At 69.3% G+C, this 18,805-nt stretch carries 19 protein-coding genes; 7 read left to right on the top strand and 12 right to left on the bottom strand.

All coding sequences use genetic code 11. The annotated features are described in order from the left end of the window. Positions 1-83: 83 nt before the first annotated feature. Both DFR50_RS16480 and pyk read left to right on the top strand, forming a co-directional pair. On the top strand, positions 84-515 hold the full coding sequence (locus DFR50_RS16480; RefSeq protein WP_113890375.1) for a DUF1036 domain-containing protein: 432 nt from the start codon (positions 84-86) through the stop codon (positions 513-515). A gap of 75 nt (positions 516-590) precedes the next feature. Continuing rightward, entirely contained in the window at positions 591-2,018 is a 1,428-nt protein-coding gene (gene pyk / locus DFR50_RS16475; protein WP_113890374.1) for a pyruvate kinase, read from the top strand. A 14-nt stretch (positions 2,019-2,032) separates the two neighbouring features. Here the strand turns inward: pyk and DFR50_RS16470 are convergent, their stop codons facing one another. After that, entirely contained in the window at positions 2,033-3,085 is a 1,053-nt protein-coding gene (locus DFR50_RS16470) for a P1 family peptidase (protein ID WP_113890373.1), read from the bottom strand. A gap of 1,394 nt (positions 3,086-4,479) precedes the next feature. Here DFR50_RS16470 and DFR50_RS16465 point away from each other — a divergent pair. Then, positions 4,480-4,989 (top strand): RNA pyrophosphohydrolase, encoded by a 510-nt coding sequence (locus DFR50_RS16465; protein ID WP_113890372.1) that lies wholly within the window; start codon positions 4,480-4,482, stop codon positions 4,987-4,989. A 16-nt stretch (positions 4,990-5,005) separates the two neighbouring features. Here the strand turns inward: DFR50_RS16465 and deoA are convergent, their stop codons facing one another. Then, the gene (gene deoA / locus DFR50_RS16460) at positions 5,006-6,334 is read right to left on the bottom strand and encodes a thymidine phosphorylase (protein ID WP_113890371.1); all 1,329 of its coding nucleotides are present in this window, start codon (positions 6,332-6,334) and stop codon (positions 5,006-5,008) included. Positions 6,335-6,502: 168 nt separating this feature from the next. After that, positions 6,503-7,312: a purine-nucleoside phosphorylase gene (locus DFR50_RS16455; RefSeq protein ID WP_113890370.1), complete on the bottom strand. Its 810-nt coding sequence runs from the start codon at positions 7,310-7,312 to the stop codon at positions 6,503-6,505. Positions 7,313-7,554: 242 nt separating this feature from the next. Here DFR50_RS16455 and DFR50_RS16450 point away from each other — a divergent pair, with 242 nt between their 5' ends. Further along, positions 7,555-7,971, top strand: coding sequence for a DUF29 domain-containing protein (locus DFR50_RS16450; protein ID WP_113890369.1), 417 nt, complete (start codon positions 7,555-7,557; stop codon positions 7,969-7,971). 24 nt (positions 7,972-7,995) lie between these two features. Here the strand turns inward: DFR50_RS16450 and DFR50_RS16445 are convergent, their stop codons facing one another. The 9 genes from DFR50_RS16445 to DFR50_RS16405 form a co-directional block, all read right to left on the bottom strand. Then, on the bottom strand, positions 7,996-8,355 hold the full coding sequence (locus tag DFR50_RS16445; RefSeq protein ID WP_113890368.1) for a helix-turn-helix transcriptional regulator: 360 nt from the start codon (positions 8,353-8,355) through the stop codon (positions 7,996-7,998). A gap of 16 nt (positions 8,356-8,371) precedes the next feature. After that, positions 8,372-8,620: a type II toxin-antitoxin system RelE family toxin gene (locus DFR50_RS16440; protein ID WP_113890367.1), complete on the bottom strand. Its 249-nt coding sequence runs from the start codon at positions 8,618-8,620 to the stop codon at positions 8,372-8,374. A 43-nt stretch (positions 8,621-8,663) separates the two neighbouring features. Then, the gene (cdd, locus tag DFR50_RS16435) at positions 8,664-9,077 is read right to left on the bottom strand and encodes a cytidine deaminase (protein ID WP_113890366.1); all 414 of its coding nucleotides are present in this window, start codon (positions 9,075-9,077) and stop codon (positions 8,664-8,666) included. Then, on the bottom strand, positions 9,061-10,032 hold the full coding sequence (locus DFR50_RS16430; protein ID WP_113890365.1) for an ABC transporter permease: 972 nt from the start codon (positions 10,030-10,032) through the stop codon (positions 9,061-9,063). Before DFR50_RS16430 ends, cdd begins: the two co-directional genes overlap by 17 nt. Before the next feature lie 14 nt (positions 10,033-10,046). Further along, a complete protein-coding gene (locus DFR50_RS16425; protein ID WP_113890364.1) occupies positions 10,047-11,156 on the bottom strand; it encodes an ABC transporter permease in 1,110 nt (369 codons plus the stop codon). Beyond that, complete coding sequence (locus DFR50_RS16420; RefSeq protein ID WP_245427855.1) at positions 11,153-12,697, bottom strand: ABC transporter ATP-binding protein; 1,545 nt, start codon at positions 12,695-12,697, stop codon at positions 11,153-11,155. The genes DFR50_RS16425 and DFR50_RS16420 overlap by 4 nt, the downstream gene beginning before the upstream one ends. Positions 12,698-12,804: 107 nt before the next feature. Next, a complete protein-coding gene (locus DFR50_RS16415; protein WP_113890459.1) occupies positions 12,805-13,797 on the bottom strand; it encodes a BMP family lipoprotein in 993 nt (330 codons plus the stop codon). Positions 13,798-14,032: 235 nt separating this feature from the next. Beyond that, complete coding sequence (locus DFR50_RS16410) at positions 14,033-14,968, bottom strand: ribose-phosphate pyrophosphokinase (RefSeq protein ID WP_113890458.1); 936 nt, start codon at positions 14,966-14,968, stop codon at positions 14,033-14,035. 151 nt (positions 14,969-15,119) lie between these two features. Beyond that, positions 15,120-15,665 (bottom strand): hypothetical protein, encoded by a 546-nt coding sequence (locus tag DFR50_RS16405; RefSeq protein WP_147262785.1) that lies wholly within the window; start codon positions 15,663-15,665, stop codon positions 15,120-15,122. A gap of 263 nt (positions 15,666-15,928) precedes the next feature. Here DFR50_RS16405 and uvrC point away from each other — a divergent pair, with 263 nt between their 5' ends. The 3 genes from uvrC to DFR50_RS16390 all read left to right on the top strand — a co-directional run bounded on the left by uvrC (position 15,929) and on the right by DFR50_RS16390 (position 18,804). Beyond that, positions 15,929-18,043, top strand: a complete 2,115-nt coding sequence (gene uvrC / locus DFR50_RS16400) for an excinuclease ABC subunit UvrC (protein ID WP_113890361.1) — start codon at positions 15,929-15,931, stop codon at positions 18,041-18,043. Positions 18,044-18,195: 152 nt separating this feature from the next. Further along, entirely contained in the window at positions 18,196-18,495 is a 300-nt protein-coding gene (locus tag DFR50_RS33605) for a type II toxin-antitoxin system RelE/ParE family toxin (protein WP_425376077.1), read from the top strand. A gap of 12 nt (positions 18,496-18,507) precedes the next feature. Next, a complete protein-coding gene (locus DFR50_RS16390; RefSeq protein ID WP_170153243.1) occupies positions 18,508-18,804 on the top strand; it encodes a HigA family addiction module antitoxin in 297 nt (98 codons plus the stop codon). Position 18,805 lies beyond the last annotated feature (1 nt).

Here is an 18,805-nt window from a genome sequence, read left to right as displayed (position 1 = left end):
GCCGGACTGGCGCTTCGACCGCCGGGGCGAGTTGACAGCGGCAGGCGCGCGGCGAATATGGCCGCCCGAAGCGCGAGACCGATTTGGCGAGACTCAGCAATGCCCTGTCCTTTTCCGCGCTGGCCGTCGCGCTGCTCGGCGCCGGTCCGGCCCTCGCGGATCTGCGCATGTGCAACAACACCGGCAGCCGGGTCAGCGTCGCGCTCGCCTATACCGACGGCCAGGGGTGGGTAAGCGAGGGCTGGTGGAATCTGAAGTCGCTGGACTGCGTGACCTTGCTGCGCGGGGCGTTGGCCGCGCAATATTACTACGTCTATGCGATGGACGAGCGCGGCGGCGAGTGGAAGGGCAAGGCGTTCATGTGCACCTCGGACCGCGAATTCAAGATCTTGGGCCGGCAGGATTGCTTCGTGCGGGGCTTCGACCGCACCGGCTTCTTCGAAGTCGACACCGGCAAGGACGCGAAGAACTGGACGGTCCAGCTGACCGACCAGGCTACCCCCTCGACGCCCTGACCCCGTCATCATAACGAGCCGGTGGGGCGCCAGAATCCGCCCCAGACACCCTGCCCGATCCCGAGGAGACGTCCCTTGCAGTCCAGCCGCCGCCGACGCGTGAAGATCATCGCGACCCTTGGTCCGGCCTCCGCCGACCGGCAGACCGTCTCGGCCCTGTTCGACGCCGGCGCCGACGTCTTTCGCATCAACATGAGCCACGCGTCCCACGACGCGATGCGCGAGCGGGTGGCGATGATCCGCTCGATCGAGGAGGAGAAGGGCCGGCCGATCGGCATTCTCGTCGATCTGCAGGGGCCGAAGCTGCGGCTCGGCCTGTTCGCCGAGGGCGGCGTCGACCTGCACAAGGGCGAGGGGTTCGTGCTCGACGCCGACACGACGCCGGGCGACGCGTCCCGGGTTCAGTTGCCCCATCCCGAGATCCTGAGTTCGCTCGCGCCGGGCCACCGCATCCTGATCGACGACGGCAAGGTGCTCCTGCGGGTGGTCGAGGCGGAGCCCGCGCGCGCGACCACCGTGGTCGAGGTGCCGGGCCGGGTGTCGAACAAGAAGGGCGTGAGCCTGCCCGACACCACGATCCCGACATCGGCCCTGACCCCCAAGGACCGCGCCGACCTCGCCGCCGCGCTCGAGGAGAACATCGACTGGATCGCGCTGTCGTTCGTCCAGCGGCCGGAGGACGTGATCGAGGTCAAGGCGATCGCCCGCGGCCGGGCGCTGGTCATGGCCAAGATCGAGAAGCCGCAGGCGGTGGCGCGGATGGACGAGATCATGGAGGTCTCGGACGCGTTCATGGTGGCGCGCGGCGACCTCGGGGTCGAGATGCCGCTCGAGCGCGTGCCCGGCATCCAGAAGACGCTGACCCGCTACGCCCGCAGGCTCGGCAAGCCCGTGGTGGTGGCGACGCAGATGCTGGAATCGATGATCACCTCGCCGGTGCCGACCCGGGCCGAGGTGTCGGACGTCGCAACCGCGGTGTTCGAGGGCGCCGACGCGATCATGCTGTCCGCCGAGAGCGCCGCCGGGCAATATCCGCGCGAGGCGGTCGCAACGATGAACAAGATCGCGATCGCGGTCGAATCGGAGGGCATCTATCCCTCGATCATCGAGGCGCAGCGCGCCTCTCCCGAGCAGACCGGGGCCGACGCCATCGCCGAGGCGGCGCGCGACGTCGCCGAGACGCTCGGGCTCAAGGTGATCTGCGCCTGGACCAACTCCGGATCGACCGGCCTCAGGATCGCCCGCGAGCGGCCGCGCTCGGCGATCCTGGCGCTGACGCCCAACGAGGAGGTGGCGCGACGGCTGGCGGTCGTCTGGGGCCTTCATCCGATCGTCACCGACGACGCGCGCGACGAGCGCGACATGGCCGAGCGCGCCTGCCGCTACGCCTATATCGAGGGCTTCGCCGGCGCCGGCGAACGGATCATCGTCGTCGCCGGCGTGCCGTTCGGCACCTCGGGCCTCACCAACAACCTGCGCATCGCGGTGGTCGGCGGGCAATAGGGCGAGACGCCGCCTCATCGTCCGGCGCCCTCGGGAGGGAGCGCGTCCCGCGCTCCGGGCGGCGAGACGCCGCCGGTCCCATGCCCGTAAAGCTGCCGCCAGCTCGGCTGTGCGCCCTCCACGGCGAGCGGCGTCGCCTCGTAGACGCCGCGAGCGACCGAGCGGGCCACGCATTCGGCCGCGAGCATGCCGATCTCGGTCAGGTCGACGAGGTCGGGCGCCCGACCGACCCGTCCGGTGGCCGCGGCGAACACGGTGTCGCCGTCGGTCGGGGCGTGCGCCGGACGCAGCGACAGCGCAAGCCCGTCCTGCGCCATGACGGCGAGCCGCTTGACCTGGACCTTGGTCATCGGCGCGTCGGTGACGACGACCGCGAGATTGGTGTTGGCCGGGTCGCCGTTCTTCATCGCGAACACCAGCGGTTCGTCGCGGGTCCCGGTTCCAAGCCCGCCGAACTCGGCCTCCCGCTCGAACGGCGCCGCCCAGAACCAGCGGCTCGCGCCCCGGGTCGCGCGACCGACGGCGTTGCAGGCGACGAGAGCGGCCACGCGATAGCCGCGCGAGGTGAGCGCGCTCGCCGAGCCGAGGCCGCCCTTGAGGTCGAACGTGGTGGCGCCGAAGCCTGCGCCGACGGTTCCGAGGGCGAAGCGCCTGTCGGCCGCGAGCGCCGCCCGGCGTCCGAGCTCCCAGTAGACCGGCCTCGTCCGGTCCCACCGCTTGTCGCCGCCGTTGAGGAGGTCGAACAGGCTCGCGCCCGGGACGATCGGCACGCGCGCCGCGCCGACCCTGTGGCCGCGCCCGATCTCGAGCAGATGGGCCATGACGCCGCCGGCCGCGTCGAGGCCGAACGCCGACCCGCCCGACAGGACGAAGGCGTCCACCCGCTCGACCGTCATGTGCGGCGCGAGCAGTTCGGTGTCGCGCGACGCCGGCGCGCCGCCGTGGACCGCGATCGAGGCGACCGCCGGCTCGTCGAAGATCACCGCCGTCACCCCCGAGCCGAGCCGGGCGTCGTCGGCCGACCCGACGCGCACGCCGGCGACGTCGGTCAGGAGGTTTTCGCTCATCGCCCGGCGCCCGACCCGCCGGCCGCCCGGGCGGGCCGCGAACGGGCTGCGCTCGCTTGGCGCCGGCTGTGGGATATCAAGGCGTTGGGCGCCCAAACCTGTCCAATTGTTACTCCCAACCCCGTCATTGCGAGGAGCGAAGCGACGAAGCAACCCATGCCGCCGCTTGCCTCCTGCGGAAAAAATCGCTCCGTCTTCTGCTCGCAACGAAGGGCGGCGGGACGATCAGAGGGCGCAACAGCGGCCCAGCGGCCCTGGATCGCTTCGCTTCGCTCGCGATGACGGCGCTGTTGGCCACCGGCTTGGGAGTTACGTCCAATTGTAACTTCCAACCCCGTCATTGCGAGGAGCAAAGCGACGAAGCAACCCATGCCGCCGCTTGCTTCCTGCGGAAAAAATCGCTCCGTCTTCTGCTCGCAACCAAGGGCGGCTGGACGACCAGAGGGCGCGACAGCAGCCCAGCGGCCCTGGATCGCTTCGCTTCGCTCGCGATGACGGCGCTGTTGGCCACCGGCTTGGGAGTTACGTCCAATTGTTACTCCCAACCCCGTCATTGCGAGGAGCGAAGCGACGAAGCAACCCATGCCGCCGCTTGCCTCCTGCGGAAAAAATCGCTCCGTCTTCTGCTCGCAACGAAGGGCGGCGGGACGATCAGAGGGCGCAACAGCAGCCCAGCGGCCCTGGATCGCTTCGCTTCGCTCGCGATGACGGCGCTGTTCGCTGCCGGCTTGGGAGTTACGTCCAATTGTAACTACCAAGGTGGCTGTCCTCGAGGAGCCGGACAGGGCGCGCCCTGGGAGGGTGCGCGTCTCGCGCACCCCGGCGGCGAGACGCCGCCGCTCCCATTGGGCGCCGTGACCGCCGCTCGTACGCCGGGCTTGGGAGTTACGTCCAATTGTCACTTCAAGGCCGGGGGAGGCAGTGGGCAATCCCTCTCCCTCAGGGAGAGGACAGGCCGCGAAGCGGCCAGGTGAGGGGGCGCCACGCCGACTGTCGGCGTTCCGGACCCTCACCCTGCCGGGCTTCGCCCGGCTGTCCCTCTCCCTGAGGGAGAGGGCGAGACCGGCTTGGGATGCGACGTTCGCCGCCGGAGGCGTGCGCGAGGGCGACAGGGCGCGCCCGGGGAGAGGCGGCGCGCCGCCGTCCGGGCGCGCGGGACGCGCGCCCTCGCGTTCCACGCCGAGCCCGCGGCTCGTACGCCCGTCAACATGCGTTTCCGCAACGATGGATCTCAAGGACTTCGCTCATTCTGCCGTTGAAAACAAAGACTACCATGTATTCTGAAAAACGTGAAGAACTTTTCGCATGGCGACGGGGAGAGCCGTGTTACGACGGCTCGCGCGCGAGCGGCGCTTTCGCTATGGTCGGTCGCGGTCCACCGTCATCCGGTTGTCATGAATAACGATCTTCCCTATCGCCCCTGCGTCGGAATCGCCTTGATCAATTGGGAGGGGGAGGTGTTCGTCGGACACCGCAAGCGCCGGCGCGGCGGCGAGCCTCTCGATGCGCGCGCCTGGCAGATGCCGCAGGGCGGCATCGACGAGGGCGAATCGCCGCTGGCCGCCGCCCGACGCGAGCTGTGGGAAGAGACCAACGTCCGCTCGGTCGAACTGATCGCCGAACTGCCGGACTGGCACAGCTACGACCTTCCCGAGGAGGCGCGCGGCAAATGGGCCGGGCGCTACCGCGGGCAGACGCAGAAGTGGTTCTTGTTCCGCTTCGTCGGGTCCGAGTCCGAGATCGACGTGCATCGTCCGGCCGACGGCCTTCACGGGGCGGAGTTCGACGACTGGCGCTGGGAGCGGTTCGGCGCCCTGCCCGACGTGGTGGTGCCGTTCAAGCGCCCGGTCTACGAGGCCGTCGCCGCCGCCTTCGCCCCGCTGGCGCGGCCGGCGAAGGGCTGAACGCGATCCCGTCGCGCTACGGCTGCGCAACGATGCGCTCGACCACCGGGTCGGCGGACGGCGGCGCGACGTTGCCGAGGCGATAGGCTTCGCGCAGCCGGCTGACGACGGCTTCCGCCGAGAGCGGGTCGCGCGCATGCACGATCGCGAGCGGCCGGTCGGCGCCGACCGCGTCGCCGAGGGCGGCGAGGTCGGTCAGGCCGACGGACGGATCGATCGCGTCGGAGGCGCGCGCCCGGCCGCCGCCGAGTTCGACTACCGCGAGGCCGAGCGCGCGCACGTCGACGCTCGCGACGATCCCGCTCCGCTCGGGCCGCGCTTCGACCACGAGGCCGGCGCGCGGCAGGAGGGCGGCGGAGCGGCCGAGAAAGTCGGCGGGACCGCCGAGGGCGGCGACCATGCGCTCGAAGATTTCCGCCGCCTTTCCGGAATCGAGCGCCGCGCGCAAAACCGTCTCGCCCTCGGCCGGCGAGCGCGCGAGGCCGGCGAGATGGAGACACTCGGCGCCGAGCGCCAGCGTCACCCGGAGAAGGCGCGGGTCGCGGCGCTTTCCGGTCAGGAAATCGACCGCGTTCTGCACCTCGACCGCGTTGCCGGCGGCGCTGGCGAGCGGCTCGTTCATGTCGGTGATCAGCGACACCGTCGGCAGGCCGGCGCCGGCGGCGACCGTCGCGATGCTTTCGGCGAGCTCGCGCGACGCCTCGAGCGAGGTCATGAACGCGCCCGAGCCGGTTTTCACGTCCATCACCAGGCCCTCGAGCCCGGCCGCGAGCTTTTTCGACAGGATCGAGGCGGTGATGAGGGCGACGGACTCGACCGTCGCGGTGACGTCGCGAATGGCGTAGAGGCGCCGATCGGCCGGCGCCAGCGTCTCGGTCTGGCCGATGATCGCGCAGCCGACGTCGCGCACCACCTGCTTGAACCGCAACAGGTCCGGCTTGGTGTCGTAGCCGGGAATCGCATCGAGCTTGTCGAGGGTGCCGCCGGTGTGGCCGAGGCCGCGGCCCGAGATCATCGGCACGAAGCCGCCGCAGGCGGCGAGCATCGGCGCCAGCATCAGCGACACGTTGTCGCCGACGCCGCCGGTCGAATGCTTGTCGAGCACGGGGCCGGGCAGGTCGGGCGCGCGCCAGTCGATCGTCGTCCCCGACAGCGTCATCGCTTCGGTCAGCGCCACGCGCTCGGTCATCGTCATGCCGCGGAAGAACACCGCCATGGCGAAGGCGGCCGCCTGGCCCTCGGTGACGTCGCCGCTGGTCAGGCCGGCGATGAAGGCGCCGATCTCGGCGGCCGAAAGCGCGTGGCCGTCGCGCTTCAAGCGGATGATTTCCTGGGGGAGGATCATGGGAGCTCGCAACGATAGGGTTTGCGCGGCGACCCCTCCTCCGGCCCCCGAACTTGATCCGGGGGTCGCGCCGCCTTCCCCGCGAGGGGGAAGGGACACCCTCTCCCACCGGGAGAGGGACAGCCGCGAAGCGGCAGGGTAAGGGCCGTGCGCCGCATCGACGAAGCCTCACGCCGCCTGGCGGACGAAGGCGCGCAGCAGGCGCTTGAACTGGTCCGCCGCGAGCCGGGCGTATTCCTGGGTCTCGTCGTGGCTCGGGTCGCCGCCGGAAAGGCCTGCGGCGTAGTTGGTGACCACCGAAACCGCGCCGACCCGAAGGCCCGCGCGCCGCGCCAGGATGACCTCGGGAACCGTCGACATGCCGACGAGGTCGGCGCCGAGGATCTGCGCGGCGCGGATCTCGGCCGGGGTCTCGAAGCTCGGCCCGGAGAACCACATGTAGACGCCCTCGTGCAGGGCGACGTCCGCTTCGCCCGCGGCGCGGCGCAGCGTCCGGATCAACTCCGGGTCGTAGGCGCGGGTCAGCGGCACGAAGCGGTCGCCGCCGGCGTGGCCGATCAGCGGATTGGTTCCGGAAAAATTGATGTGGTCGGTGACCGCGACCAACGCCGGCGGCTTCCATTCTGAACGAAGGCCGCCGGCGGCGTTGGTGAGCAAGAGGGTCGCGCCGCCGAGGTTCTTGAACGCATCGATCGCGACCCGCATCGCGCTCGCGTCGCCGCGCTCGTAATAATGGCCGCGGCCCTGAAACAGCGCCACCCGCCGACCCTCGATCGCCCCAACCACGAGTCGGCCCGCGTGGCCCTCGACGCTGGGCACCGGAAAGCCGGGCAACTCGGCGTAACCGACCGCGATCGCCTCGGCCGCCTCGTCGGCGAACGACCCGAGGCCGGAACCGAGCACGATGCCGAGCGGCGGCAGGCTGTCGAGGCCGTGCTTCTTCAAGGCGACGATCGCGCCTCCGATGTCCTGGTCCATGCGGCGCTCCTTGGGTGCTCGCCCTGTATAACGCTGGTAGCGGCGGAATGCGCCCGCCCGCGGGTCGTCGATTCGATCGACCACTCGCGCCACGCACCGCGCGCGAAGCGGCCATTTCAGGGCGAGAGCGGAGCGCGAAGGGCGGCCGAAGTCAAGGACGCGAGCGCTTGCGGCGGCGAACGCGCCGAGGCTCGGCCTGCGAAGACCTTGCCGGCGCTCGTCGACGGGCTACACTCGGGGCCATGAGCTACCAATCCGACCTCTACGAATGGACGAAGGAGCAGGCCGACGCGCTGCGGCGGCGAGCGCCGAATTCGCTCGACTGGGACAATCTGGCGGAGGAAATCGAGTCCTTGGGAACCAGCCAGCGCAGCGAGATTCGCTCCCGTCTGAAAGTCCTTCTCGTTCATCTCCTGAAATGGCGACACCAGCCCGAGTTGCGATGCGGAAGCTGGCGCGGCTCGATCCGGGAGGCGCGCGACCAGATCGAAGACCTGCTGGAGGACAACCCTTCGTTGCGGGCCTATCCGGCCGAATGCCTGACGAAGGCATACGCCAGGGCCCGCCTGAGGGCGCTCGACGAGACTGGCCTTCTGTGCGTGCCCGAGACCTGCCCGTGGACGATCGAGGACGTGCTGGCGGGGGATTTTTGGCTGTGACGGGCGCCGACCGCGGCGCGGCAATCATCCGGCGGACGCGAGGTCGTCGATCTTGACCGCGAGGGCTTTGGCGATGCGCGCCATGAGCTCGAGCGATCCGCCGTGCTTACCCGATTCCAGGTCGGCGATATGCGGCTGCGTCGTCCCGGCCGCCTTGGCGAGAGCGGCCTGGGTGAGCCCGCGTTTCGCGCGCCAGAACGCCAGGGGCGTCGGGGCGGCGAGCAGCGCGTCCACCTCTTCGAGTGTCAAGCCTTCTTCACGCCCGGACCGATAGTCGGCCATGGCGGTCGCGTGCGCCAACTGATCGCAGAGATCTTCGAATTCGTCGGCCGGAAGGATGGCGAGCTTCTCGCCACCGGGCGTGGTGATGAGCTTTGCGGTCATGGTCCTGGCAAACCCTTCAATCGTAGATCGAGCCCCGCGGCCCGATTTTCGAGACGATGATCTCCGTCGCCGTCTCCTCGAACAACACACGAAAGTCGCCGACCCGTAGCTTTTTTAGCGGGGAACCCCGCAATACAGTCACAAGATTGGCGAGGCGGTCTGGATTTACTGCATACTCGGCGATTTTCTCCCGAATGCGTGGAGCTATGTTCTGGTGCTTGCGGAGCGCTGTCGCCGCCGCTTTCAGGAGAACGACCTTCTTCACGGCGAGAATATATAGATATCTTGTATAATGTCAAAACCAGCCGTCATGGCCGCAAATGCCCCGGCCCGAACGACTCCGGCAGCAGCGCCGACAGGCGGAAGGTTGCGCGCACCCCCTCCGGGCCGGCGACATGGACGATCGTCCGGTCGTCGGCGAATTCGCGGATGCGCTGGCGGCAGCCGCCGCACGGGGTGCACAGCGCCTCGCCGTCGCCGATCACGCAGATTTCCGCGATTTTTCGCGCCCCCGCCGCCGCCATGGCGGCGATGGCGCTGGTCTCGGCGCACCAGCCCTCGGGATAGGCCGCGTTCTCGACGTTGCCGCCGCAGAAAAGGGCCCCCTCCGGAGTGCGCAGCGCCGCCCCGACGCGGAAGTTCGAATAAGGCGCGTGGGCGTTCGCCTGGGCGGCCTTCGCCGCGGCGAACAGGATCTCGAGGGGGTCAGCGTTCCTTGACATAGGGAATTCCCGAGGCGCGCGGCGGGATCGCCTTGCCGATGAAGCCGGCGAGCAAGACGACGGTCAGGACGTAGGGCAGCGCCTCGATCGCCTGCACCGGCACCGGGCCGATCACCGGCAGCTCCATCCCCTGCATCCGGATCGCGACCGCGTCGAGGAAGCCGAACAAGAGGCAGGTGGCGAGCGCCGGCCACGGCCGCCACTTGGCGAACACCAGCGCGGCGAGCGCAATGAAGCCGCGGCCCGCCGACATGTGCGGCTGGAAATAGCCCGTCTGCGCCAGCGCCAGATAGACGCCCGCGAGCCCGACCAGAACGCCGCAGATGACGACCGCGCTGTAGCGCAGCGCGCGCACCGATATGCCGGCCGTGTCGACGGCGGCCGGGTTCTCGCCGACCGCGCGCAGGCGCAGCCCGAACCGGGTGCGGTAGAGCGCCCACCAGGTCAGCGGCACGATCAGGAAGGCGACATAGGTGATGATGTCGTTGCCGGAGATCAGCCGGTCGTAGATCGGCCCGAGGATCGGGATCCTGGCGATCTCGGGCTCGAACGGCCAGGCGATGGCGCGGAACTGGGCCTCGGGCGGCAGTTGCGGCGTGCGGCCGCCCTGTTGCCAGATCGCGTTGCCGAGCAGCGCGGTGAGGCCGTCGGCGACCATGTTGATCGCCGTGCCCGAGACGATCTGGTTGGCGCGCTGGTCGATCGAGGCGTAGCCGTGGATGAGCGAGAACAGGACGGTCGCGGCGACGCCGACCGCGAGCCCGACCCAGGCGCTGCCGCTGAAGAACGCGCCGGCGGCGGACGCGAAGGCGCCGACCAGGATCTTGCCTTCGAGGCCGATGTCGACGACCCCCGACCGCTCCGACCACAGCCCCGCGACACAGGCGAGAATGAGCGGAATGGCGAGCCGCATCCCGGAGGCGAACACGACGATGAACGCGTCGAACCATTCCATCGCGTGCGGGCCCTTCAGATCGGCGGCTGGGTCGTGCGGCGCGCGAGCAGCGTCGCCACCGGGCGGCGGAACATGTGCTCGAGCGCGCCGGCGAACAGCACCACCAGGCCCTGGATGACCACGATCATGTCGCGGCTGATCTTCGGCTTGTCGAAGGCGAGTTCGGCCCCGCCCTGGTACAGCATGCCGAACAGGATCGCGGCGAGAATGATGCCGACCGGATGGGCGCGTCCCATCAGCGCCACCGCGATGCCGACGAAGCCGAAGCCCGCGGTGTATTCGAGAATGAGACGGTGCTCCTCGCCGAGGATGACGTTGACCGCCATGCCGCCGGCGAGCGCGCCCGACAGCAGGGTCGAAACGATGACGACGCGCTTGGGCGAAATGCCGCCGTAGACCGCCGCGGTCGGATTGGCGCCGACGGTGCGGATCTCGTAGCCGAGCCGCGTGCGCCAGATCAGGAGCCACACCACCCAGGCCGCGGCCAGCGCCAGCAGGAACGACAGGTTGAACGGCGTCACCGGCCACTGGACGCCGAAATGGGCCAGGATCACGTGGAACTGCGGCGCCCATGCGTTCGGCGGAAACTGCGCGGTCTCGGCGTTCATCTGGCCCGGCACCCGCATCACGTTGACCAGCAGGTAGCCCATGATCGCCGAGGCGATGTAGTTGAACATGATCGTGGTGATCACGATGTGGCTGTCGCGGTAGGCCTGCAGGTAGCCCGGGATCGCGGCGAAGGCGGCGCCGAACACAGCGGCGGCGACAATCGCGGCGACGGCGAGCCCGTAGCCGGGCAGGAAGCCGAGGTGGAGCGCGGCCAGCGCCGCCCCCAGCCCGGCGATATAGGCCTGCCCCTCGACCCCGATGTTGAACAGGCCGGCATGAAAGCAGAGCGCGACCGCGAGGCCGGTGAAGATGAAGCTCGTCGCGTAATAGAGGGTGAAGCCGACGCCCTCGAGGTCGCCGAGCGCGCCGGTGATCAGGATCTGCACCGCCTCGAGCGGGTTCTCGCCGATCGCCAGCACGACCAGACCGGAGATCAGGAAGGCGGCGGCGACGTTGACCAGCGGGATCAGCGCGACGTCGGCCCATTGCGGCAGGGGCTTGAGGGGCGCGCTCATGCCGCGCGCTCGCTGACGCCGGCCATCAGCAGGCCGAGATCCCGGGCGTCGGTCTCGTCGGGCCTGCGCTCGCCGGTCAGGCGCCCGCCGCACAGGACGATGATCCGGTCGGAGAGCGCGAGGATCTCGTCGAGCTCGACCGAAACCAGCAGCACCGCCTTGCCGGCGTCGCGCTGGGCGACGATGCGCTTGTGGATGAACTCGATCGCGCCGATGTCGACCCCGCGGGTCGGCTGGCCGACCAGCAGGATTCTCGGATTGCGCTCGATCTCGCGCGCCAGCACCAGCTTCTGCTGGTTGCCGCCGGAAAAATTGGCGGTCTTGAGCAAGGGATCGCGCGGGCGGACGTCGAACGCGTCCATCTTCCGGTCCGCGTCCTTGACGATCGCCTTGCGGTCGTAGAACAGGCCCCGGCCGTAGGTCGGCTCGTACTGGAAGCCGAGCATCGCGCTCTCGCACGCCTCGAACGGCATGACCAGACCCATGCGGTGGCGGTCTTCCGGCACGTGGCCGACGCCGATCAGCCGCTCGTCGTGCGGGTTGCGCTCGGCGGCGGAAAGCGGCCGGCCGTGGATCATGATCTCGCCGCCGCTCAGCGGGCGGATGCCCGCGAGCGCCTCGAGCAGCTCCGACTGGCCGTTGCCGGCGACGCCCGCGACGCCGAGAATCTCGCCTTCGCGCAGCGCGAACGAGATGCGGTCGACCCGGACCACCCCGCGGTCGTCGCGCACCACGATGTCGCGGGCTTCGAGCGCGACCGCCCCGGGATGGGCCGGGCCCTTGTCGATCCTGAGGATCACCTTGCGCCCGACCATCGCGTCGGCGAGTTCGGGCGGCGAGGTCAGGCCCGTGTCGAAGGTCGCAACCATCTCGCCCCGGCGCATCACCGACACGCGGTCGGTCAGGCTCATGATCTCGCGCAGCTTGTGGGTGATGAAGATGATCGTCTTGTTCTGGCCCTTCAGCACCCTGAGCATCTGGAACAGCTGATCGGCCTCGGCCGGGGTGAGCACCGCGGTCGGCTCGTCGAGCACCAGGATCTCGGCGCCGCGCACCAGCGCCTTGAGGATTTCCACGCGCTGCTGCAGGCCGACCGACAGCTCGCCCGCGATCGCGTCCGGGTCGACGTCGAGGCCGTATTCCGCGCCGAGCTCGGCGAGCCGCCTGCGGATGGCGCTCGCGCCGCGGGCGAGCAGCGCCCCGCCCTCGGCCCCCAGCATGACGTTCTCGAGCACGCTCAAGGTCTGCACCAGCATGAAATGCTGGAACACCATGCCGATGCCGCAGTCGATCGCCTCGCGCGACGAGCGGATGCGCACGCGTTCGCCGTTGATGCGGATCTCGCCGGAATCGGCCTCGTAGAAGCCGTAGAGGATCGACATCAGCGTCGACTTGCCGGCGCCGTTCTCGCCGACGATGCCGTGGATGACGCCTTTCTCGACGCGAAGGTTTACGTTCCGGTTGGCGTGGACCGGGCCGAAGCTCTTGTTGATCCCGATCAGCTCGATCGCGGGAGGGACTGCGCCGGCGGCATGTGTCACGCGCTTTTCCTCATCCTCGAGCGTGTCGCCCCCGGGAGACGGGACGGGCGGCGTCGCGCCGCCGGGCGCGCGAGACGCGCGCCCTCCCATGCGTCAGCCTCCGCGCCTCACATCGGGCACTTGTTGTCGGACATGTAGTCGTGAACCTGGATCTTGCCGGCGATGATGTCCGCCTTGGCGGCGTCCGCCTTGGCCTTGACCTCGGGCGTGATCAGCTTCTCGTTGTACTGGTCGAGCGCGTAATCGACTCCGCCTTCCTTCAGGCCGAGCGCCTGGACGCCGGCCTTCCACGTGCCGTTCTTGGCGTCGAGGAAGGACTGGTAGGTCGCGACGTCGACGTGCTTGAGCATCGAGGTCAGGACGTGGCCGGGGAACAGGTAGTCCTGGTCGGAGTCGACGCCGATGGAGAGCTTGCCGGCGTCTGCGGCCGCCTTGAGCACGCCCTGGCCGGTCGAGCCGGCGGCGGCGTAGACGATGTCGGCGCCGCGGTCGATCTGCGATTTGGCGAGTTCGCCGCCCTTGACCGGATCGTTCCACGCCGCCGGGGTCGTTCCGGTCATGTTGGCGAACACCGTGCCCTTGCCGTCCGAGGCGTATTTGACGCCCTGCGCATAGCCGCACTCGAATTTCGAGATCAGCGGAATGTCCATGCCGCCGACGAAGCCGACCTTGCCGGTCTTCGACGTCTCGGCGGCGATCACGCCGACGACGAACGACCCCTCGTGCTCCTTGAACACGATCGACTGGACATTGGGCAGGTCGACGACATCGTCGATGATGCCGAACTTGCTGTTCGGGAACTCGGGCGCGACCTTTTTCAGCGCGGTCTCCCAGGCGAAGCCGACGGTCATGATCGGCGAGAAGCCGTCCTTGGCGAACTTGCGCAGGACCTGCTCGCGCTGAGCTTCGTTCTGGATCTCGAGATCGCGGAAGGCGACGCCCGTCTCCTTGGTGAAACGGGTCGCGCCGTTGAACACGCCTTCGTTGAACGACTTGTCGAATTTTCCACCGAGGTCGTAAATGACCGCCGGCTTGACGTCGGCGGCCAGCGCGGCCGCCGACGCGACCAGGCTGCCGCAAAGCAGCGCCGTCCTGAGCATGGTGTTGCGACGGAACATGAAGAGATCTCCCGGTGAAATGCGCCGGGCCGGACATCCGGCCGAGCGCCCTGACCCACACGAAACTGACCGATCGGTCAGGAGAACGCCACCCGCCGGGACTTGTCAACGCGCGTCCGCCGAGTGCGCGACCCATCGCCGATCCCGCGCCAAAAGACTATGCGGCGGAGTCCCGGAGGGCAAGGCGATCGCGGGGTTTTTGCCGGCGGCCCGCCGCTCAGTTGAACAGCGACGAGACGCTTTCTTCCTTGGCGATGCGGGCGATCGCCTCGCCGATCAGCGGCGCGATCGAAATCACGCGGATGTTGCGCGCCACCCGCACCGCTTCCGTCGGGGCGATGGTGTCCGTCAGCACCAGTTCGGTGAGCTTGGACGCGGCGACCCGGGCGACCGCGCCGCCCGACAGCACGCCGTGGGTGATGTAGGCCGACACGCTCGCCGCGCCCTGCGCCAGCAGCGCGTCGGCGGCGTTGCACAGCGTGCCGCCCGAATCGACGATGTCGTCGAGCAGCACGCAATTGCGGCCCTTGACGTCGCCGATGATGTTCATGACCTCGGACTCGCCCGCCCGCTCGCGCCGCTTGTCGACGATGGCGAGCGGCGCGTCGAGGCGCTTGGCGAGCGCGCGCGCGCGCACCACGCCGCCGACGTCGGGCGAGACCACCATCACGTTCTTGCCGCCGTCGCCGCGCGACTGGATGTCGCGCACCATGGTCGGCGCGGCGAACAGATTGTCGGTCGGGATGTCGAAAAACCCCTGGATCTGGCCGGCGTGCAGGTCGACCGTCAGCACCCGGTCGGCGCCGGCGCGGGTGATCAGGTTGGCGACGAGCTTGGCCGAGATCGGCGAGCGCGGGCCGGGCTTCCGGTCCTGCCGGGCGTAGCCGAAATAGGGGATGACCGCCGTGATGCGATGCGCCGAGGCGCGCCGCAGCGCGTCGATCATGATCAGCAGCTCCATCAGATTGTCGTTGGCCGGATAGGAGGTCGACTGGATGATGAACGCGTCGCGGCCGCGGACGTTCTCGAGGATCTCGACGAAGATCTCGAGGTCGGCGAAGCGGCGGACATGGCACCCGGTCAGGGGCTCGCCGAGATAGGTGGCGATCGCATTGGCGAGAGACGGGTTGGAGTTGCCGGCCAAAACCTTCATCTTGCCGACCACGGCAAATCTCCTCGGCCGCCTTGTGCGCTGCGATAGACGCGGACGACGCGGCTCATAGCAGCCGCGTCCGTCGCAAACAACATGACATTTTCAAGACGATTGGCCAGCCTCGCCCGCCGTTCCCGGGCGATACGGCGGCTCACTGCGCGTAGCTGAGCGCTCCGCCGGGCGCGGCTTCCGGCGTGTTGGACAGATAGGCGGCGAGGTCGTCCGCGCTCTTCGCCGCGATGCTGTCGAGCGCCGCCGGGCTGACCATCGCCCACGGATCGTCGCCTGACCCGCGCACGACGATGGTGTCGGTCAGCCGCTGCGCCCGGCGCTTGTCGGGGGTGAAGACGTCCCAGACGAAGTCCACCGCCGCGCCGTCCTTGACGGCGGAGGCGCTGAGATAGCCGCGGACGAGATATTTCGCCGAAGTCGGGGGCGCGATCGCGATCTGCTCCTGCGCCGCGGCGGCTTTCAGGCTGTCGTCGAACGGCCCGGCGAGCCCGTCGGGCGCGCCCTCCACCGACATGATCGCCACCGTCGCGAAGCCCATCGCGGCGTCGGGACGCTTTGCGAACTGCTGCGCGTCGTCCGGGCTGGTCGCCAGATCGCCTGCGGCTTCCACGCAGCCGCCGAGCGCGAGCGCGGCAAACGTCGCGGCAAGCGCCAGTCCGAACCCGCCGCCCCGTCTGATGGTCACGCTGGAAACCTCCCGCTCCTGCGTCGCTTCGCCGAGCCCGTTGGTAAACAAAGCCTTAACACGGGGCGACAGCTAGCCCCAAACGGGCCCGAGGTCCAGCCGGGGGCATGGGAAGAGGTTAACGGGCCGGGTCGGCGCCCAGGCTGGATTTCGGGCGAGGCGCTCCTGTCGCCGCGCTCGGCGGGCGCAGCGCGCTCGCCGGTCGCGCCGGCGGCGTCCGCGACTATTCCCAACGCTTCGCGGCGGCCCTAGATAGGCGCGTGATGACCGGCGCGCCAAAGCACTACCCTCCGGGCGAGGCGCCCGAAGCCGAAGCCCGGGCCGAGGCCGCGCTCGAGCGGGAACTCGGCGCCGACACGGCCCCCCTCGACATCGCGCTCGACGAGCCGCCGGCCGAGCCGTCGAGCCTCGCGCGCGGCGCCGAGGCGATCAAGGCGTTCTGGCGCCATGCGCCGCTCGGCCCCGGCGTCTACCGCATGATCGGCGGCGAGGGCGAGGTGCTGTACGTCGGCAAGGCGCGCTCCATCAAAAAGCGGGTCGCCGCCTACACCACCCCCGAGCGCCAGTCGACGCGCATCGCCCGCATGGTCGCCCAGACGCGCTCGATGGTGTTCGTCACCACCGAGTCCGAGGCCGAGGCGCTGCTGCTCGAGGCCAACCTGATCAAGCAGCTCAAGCCGCGCTACAACGTGGTGCTGCGTGACGACAAGAGCTTTCCGTACATCCTGATCTGCACCGGCCACGAGGCCGCGCGGCTGGTCAAGCACCGCGGGGCGCGCTCGAGTCCCGGCGACTATTACGGGCCGTTCGCCAGCGCCGGCGCGGTGTTCCGCACCATGAACGCGCTCCAGCGCGCCTTTCTGCTGCGCACCTGCTCCGACAGCTATTACGAGAACCGCACCCGCCCCTGCCTGCTGCATCAGATCAAGCGCTGCTCGGCCCCGTGCACCGGCGAGATTTCGCCGGACGACTACGCCGGGCTGGTCAAGCAGGCGAAGGACTTCCTGTCCGGCCGCAGCCGCGCAATCCGCAACCGGCTGGCCGAGGAGATGAGCGCGGCCTCGGCGGCGCTCGAGTTCGAGCGGGCGGCGCGGCTGCGCGACCGCATCTCGGCGCTCTCGGCGATCCAGGGCGAGCAGAGCGTCAATCCGCGCACGATCCCCGAGGCGGACGTGTTCGCCGTCACCGAAGAGGCGGGGCAATATTGCGTCGAGGTGTTCTTCTTCCGCACCTACCAGAACTGGGGCAACCGCGCCTATTTTCCCCGCGCCGGGGCGGTCGGACCGGAGGAGGTGCTCGACGCCTTTCTGGCGCAGTTCTATCTCGAACGGCCGGCGCCGCGGCTGGTGCTGCTGAGCCACCCGGTCGCGAGCGCGGCGACGCTCGGCGAGGTGCTGAGCGCGCGCGCCGGCCATCGCATCGCCATCGGCGTGCCGCGCCGGGGCGAGAAGCGCGACCTCGTCGACGCCGCCATGCGCAACGCCCGCGAGGCGCTGTCGCGCAAGCTCGCCGAGACCGCGAGCCAGGAACGGTTGATGGCCGCGCTGGCGCAGGCGTTCGGGATCGCGACGCCGCTGCGCCGGGTCGAGATCTACGACAATTCCCACATCATGGGGACCAACGCGATCGGGGCGATGGTGGTCGCGGGGCCGGAGGGTTTTGTGAAGTCCGCCTACCGCACCTTCAACATCAAGAGCGCCGACCTGACGCCGGGCGACGACTACGCCATGATGCGCGAGGTGCTGACGCGGCGATTTTCGCGGCTGAAGCGGCAGGCGGCGGCGGTGGCGGAGCGCGACCCCGTCGCCGCGGTCGCCCCTGTAGCCGCGGTCGCTGACCGCGGCGAGACGCTGGCCGATCCCGCCGCCGGGCCCGGCGGCCGCGCTCAGCGAGCGCGGCTACAGGACGACGCCTTCCCCGACGCGCCCGACCTCGCGATCATCGACGGCGGGCGCGGCCAGTTCGAAGCCGCGCGCGAAGTCTTCGCCGCGCTCGGCGTCGAGGGCGTCGCGCTCGCCTCGATCGCCAAGGGGCCGGACCGCAACGCCGGGCGCGAGACCTTTTTCGTCGAAGGCCGCGAGCCTTTCCGGCTCAGCCCACGCGACCCCGCCCTGTTCTTCGTGCAGCGGCTGCGCGACGAGGCGCACCGCTTCGCCATCGGCACGCACCGCGCCAGGCGCAAGAAGGATTTCGTCAAGAGCCCGCTCGACGAAATTCCCGGCGTCGGCCCGGCGCGCAAGCGCGCGCTCCTGCACGCCTTCGGCTCCGCCAAGGCGGTGGCGCGGGCGGGCTTGTCGGACCTGGAGAAAACGCCGGGGCTGAACGCGGCGACAGCGAAGCTGGTGTACGATTTTTTCCACGAGGCCGGAGTCGGCTAGATGCGCGGCCTTGCCGGACCTTGCGTCGTCTTCTCCGACGCTTCCGATCGGGAGCCCGCTCGTCCGGCGCCAAATAACGGCGAGCTGGCCGCAGCCGAGGAACGGCTTGATCGCCATAGGCGCTGAAGCGCAGGCGCCGCTTGTAAAGTGTCATGTTACAGGTTACGATGCGACGTGATCGCGAGCTTCAAACACAAGGGCTTGAAGCGCCTGTTCGAAGACGACGACCGCAGCAGGTCGCCGCCGACCTGGTCGAGAAAATCCGGCTTGTTCTCTCCGCTCTCGAGGCGGCGGGAGCGATCGGCCACCTCAACCAGCCGTCGTTTCGCTTGCACCCGCTGAAGGGCGACCTCAAAGGCCATTGGGCTGTCACGGTCCGGGCGAACTGGCGGATTGTCTTCGGGTTCGAGGGCGACAAGGCGACCGACGTCGACCTTATCGACTATCACTGAGGAGTGTTTGCGATGGCGCCCAGCATGAAGAACCCGCCCCACCCCGGGGGACTGGTCAAGGACAACATCGACGAACTCGGCCTTTCCATTGCCGAGGCGGCCGAAGGGCTCGGCGTGACCCGTCAGCAGCTCTACCGCGTCATTCGCGGGGAGAGCGGCATCTCCCCCGAAATGGCGGTGCGCCTTGAAAAGGCGTTCGGAGGAACGGCCGATTTCTGGCTTCGAATGCAGATGAGTTTCGACCTGGCGCAAGTTCGCGCGCATGCCGAAGCGCTCGGGGTAAAGCCCTTCGAGCCGAAGGTGGCCTGAC

The organism is Roseiarcus fermentans, from assembly GCF_003315135.1.
GTDB lineage: Bacteria > Pseudomonadota > Alphaproteobacteria > Rhizobiales > Beijerinckiaceae > Roseiarcus > Roseiarcus fermentans.
Note: the sequence above shows the minus strand (reverse complement) of the source record. Positions and strands in the feature narration are given on the sequence as shown.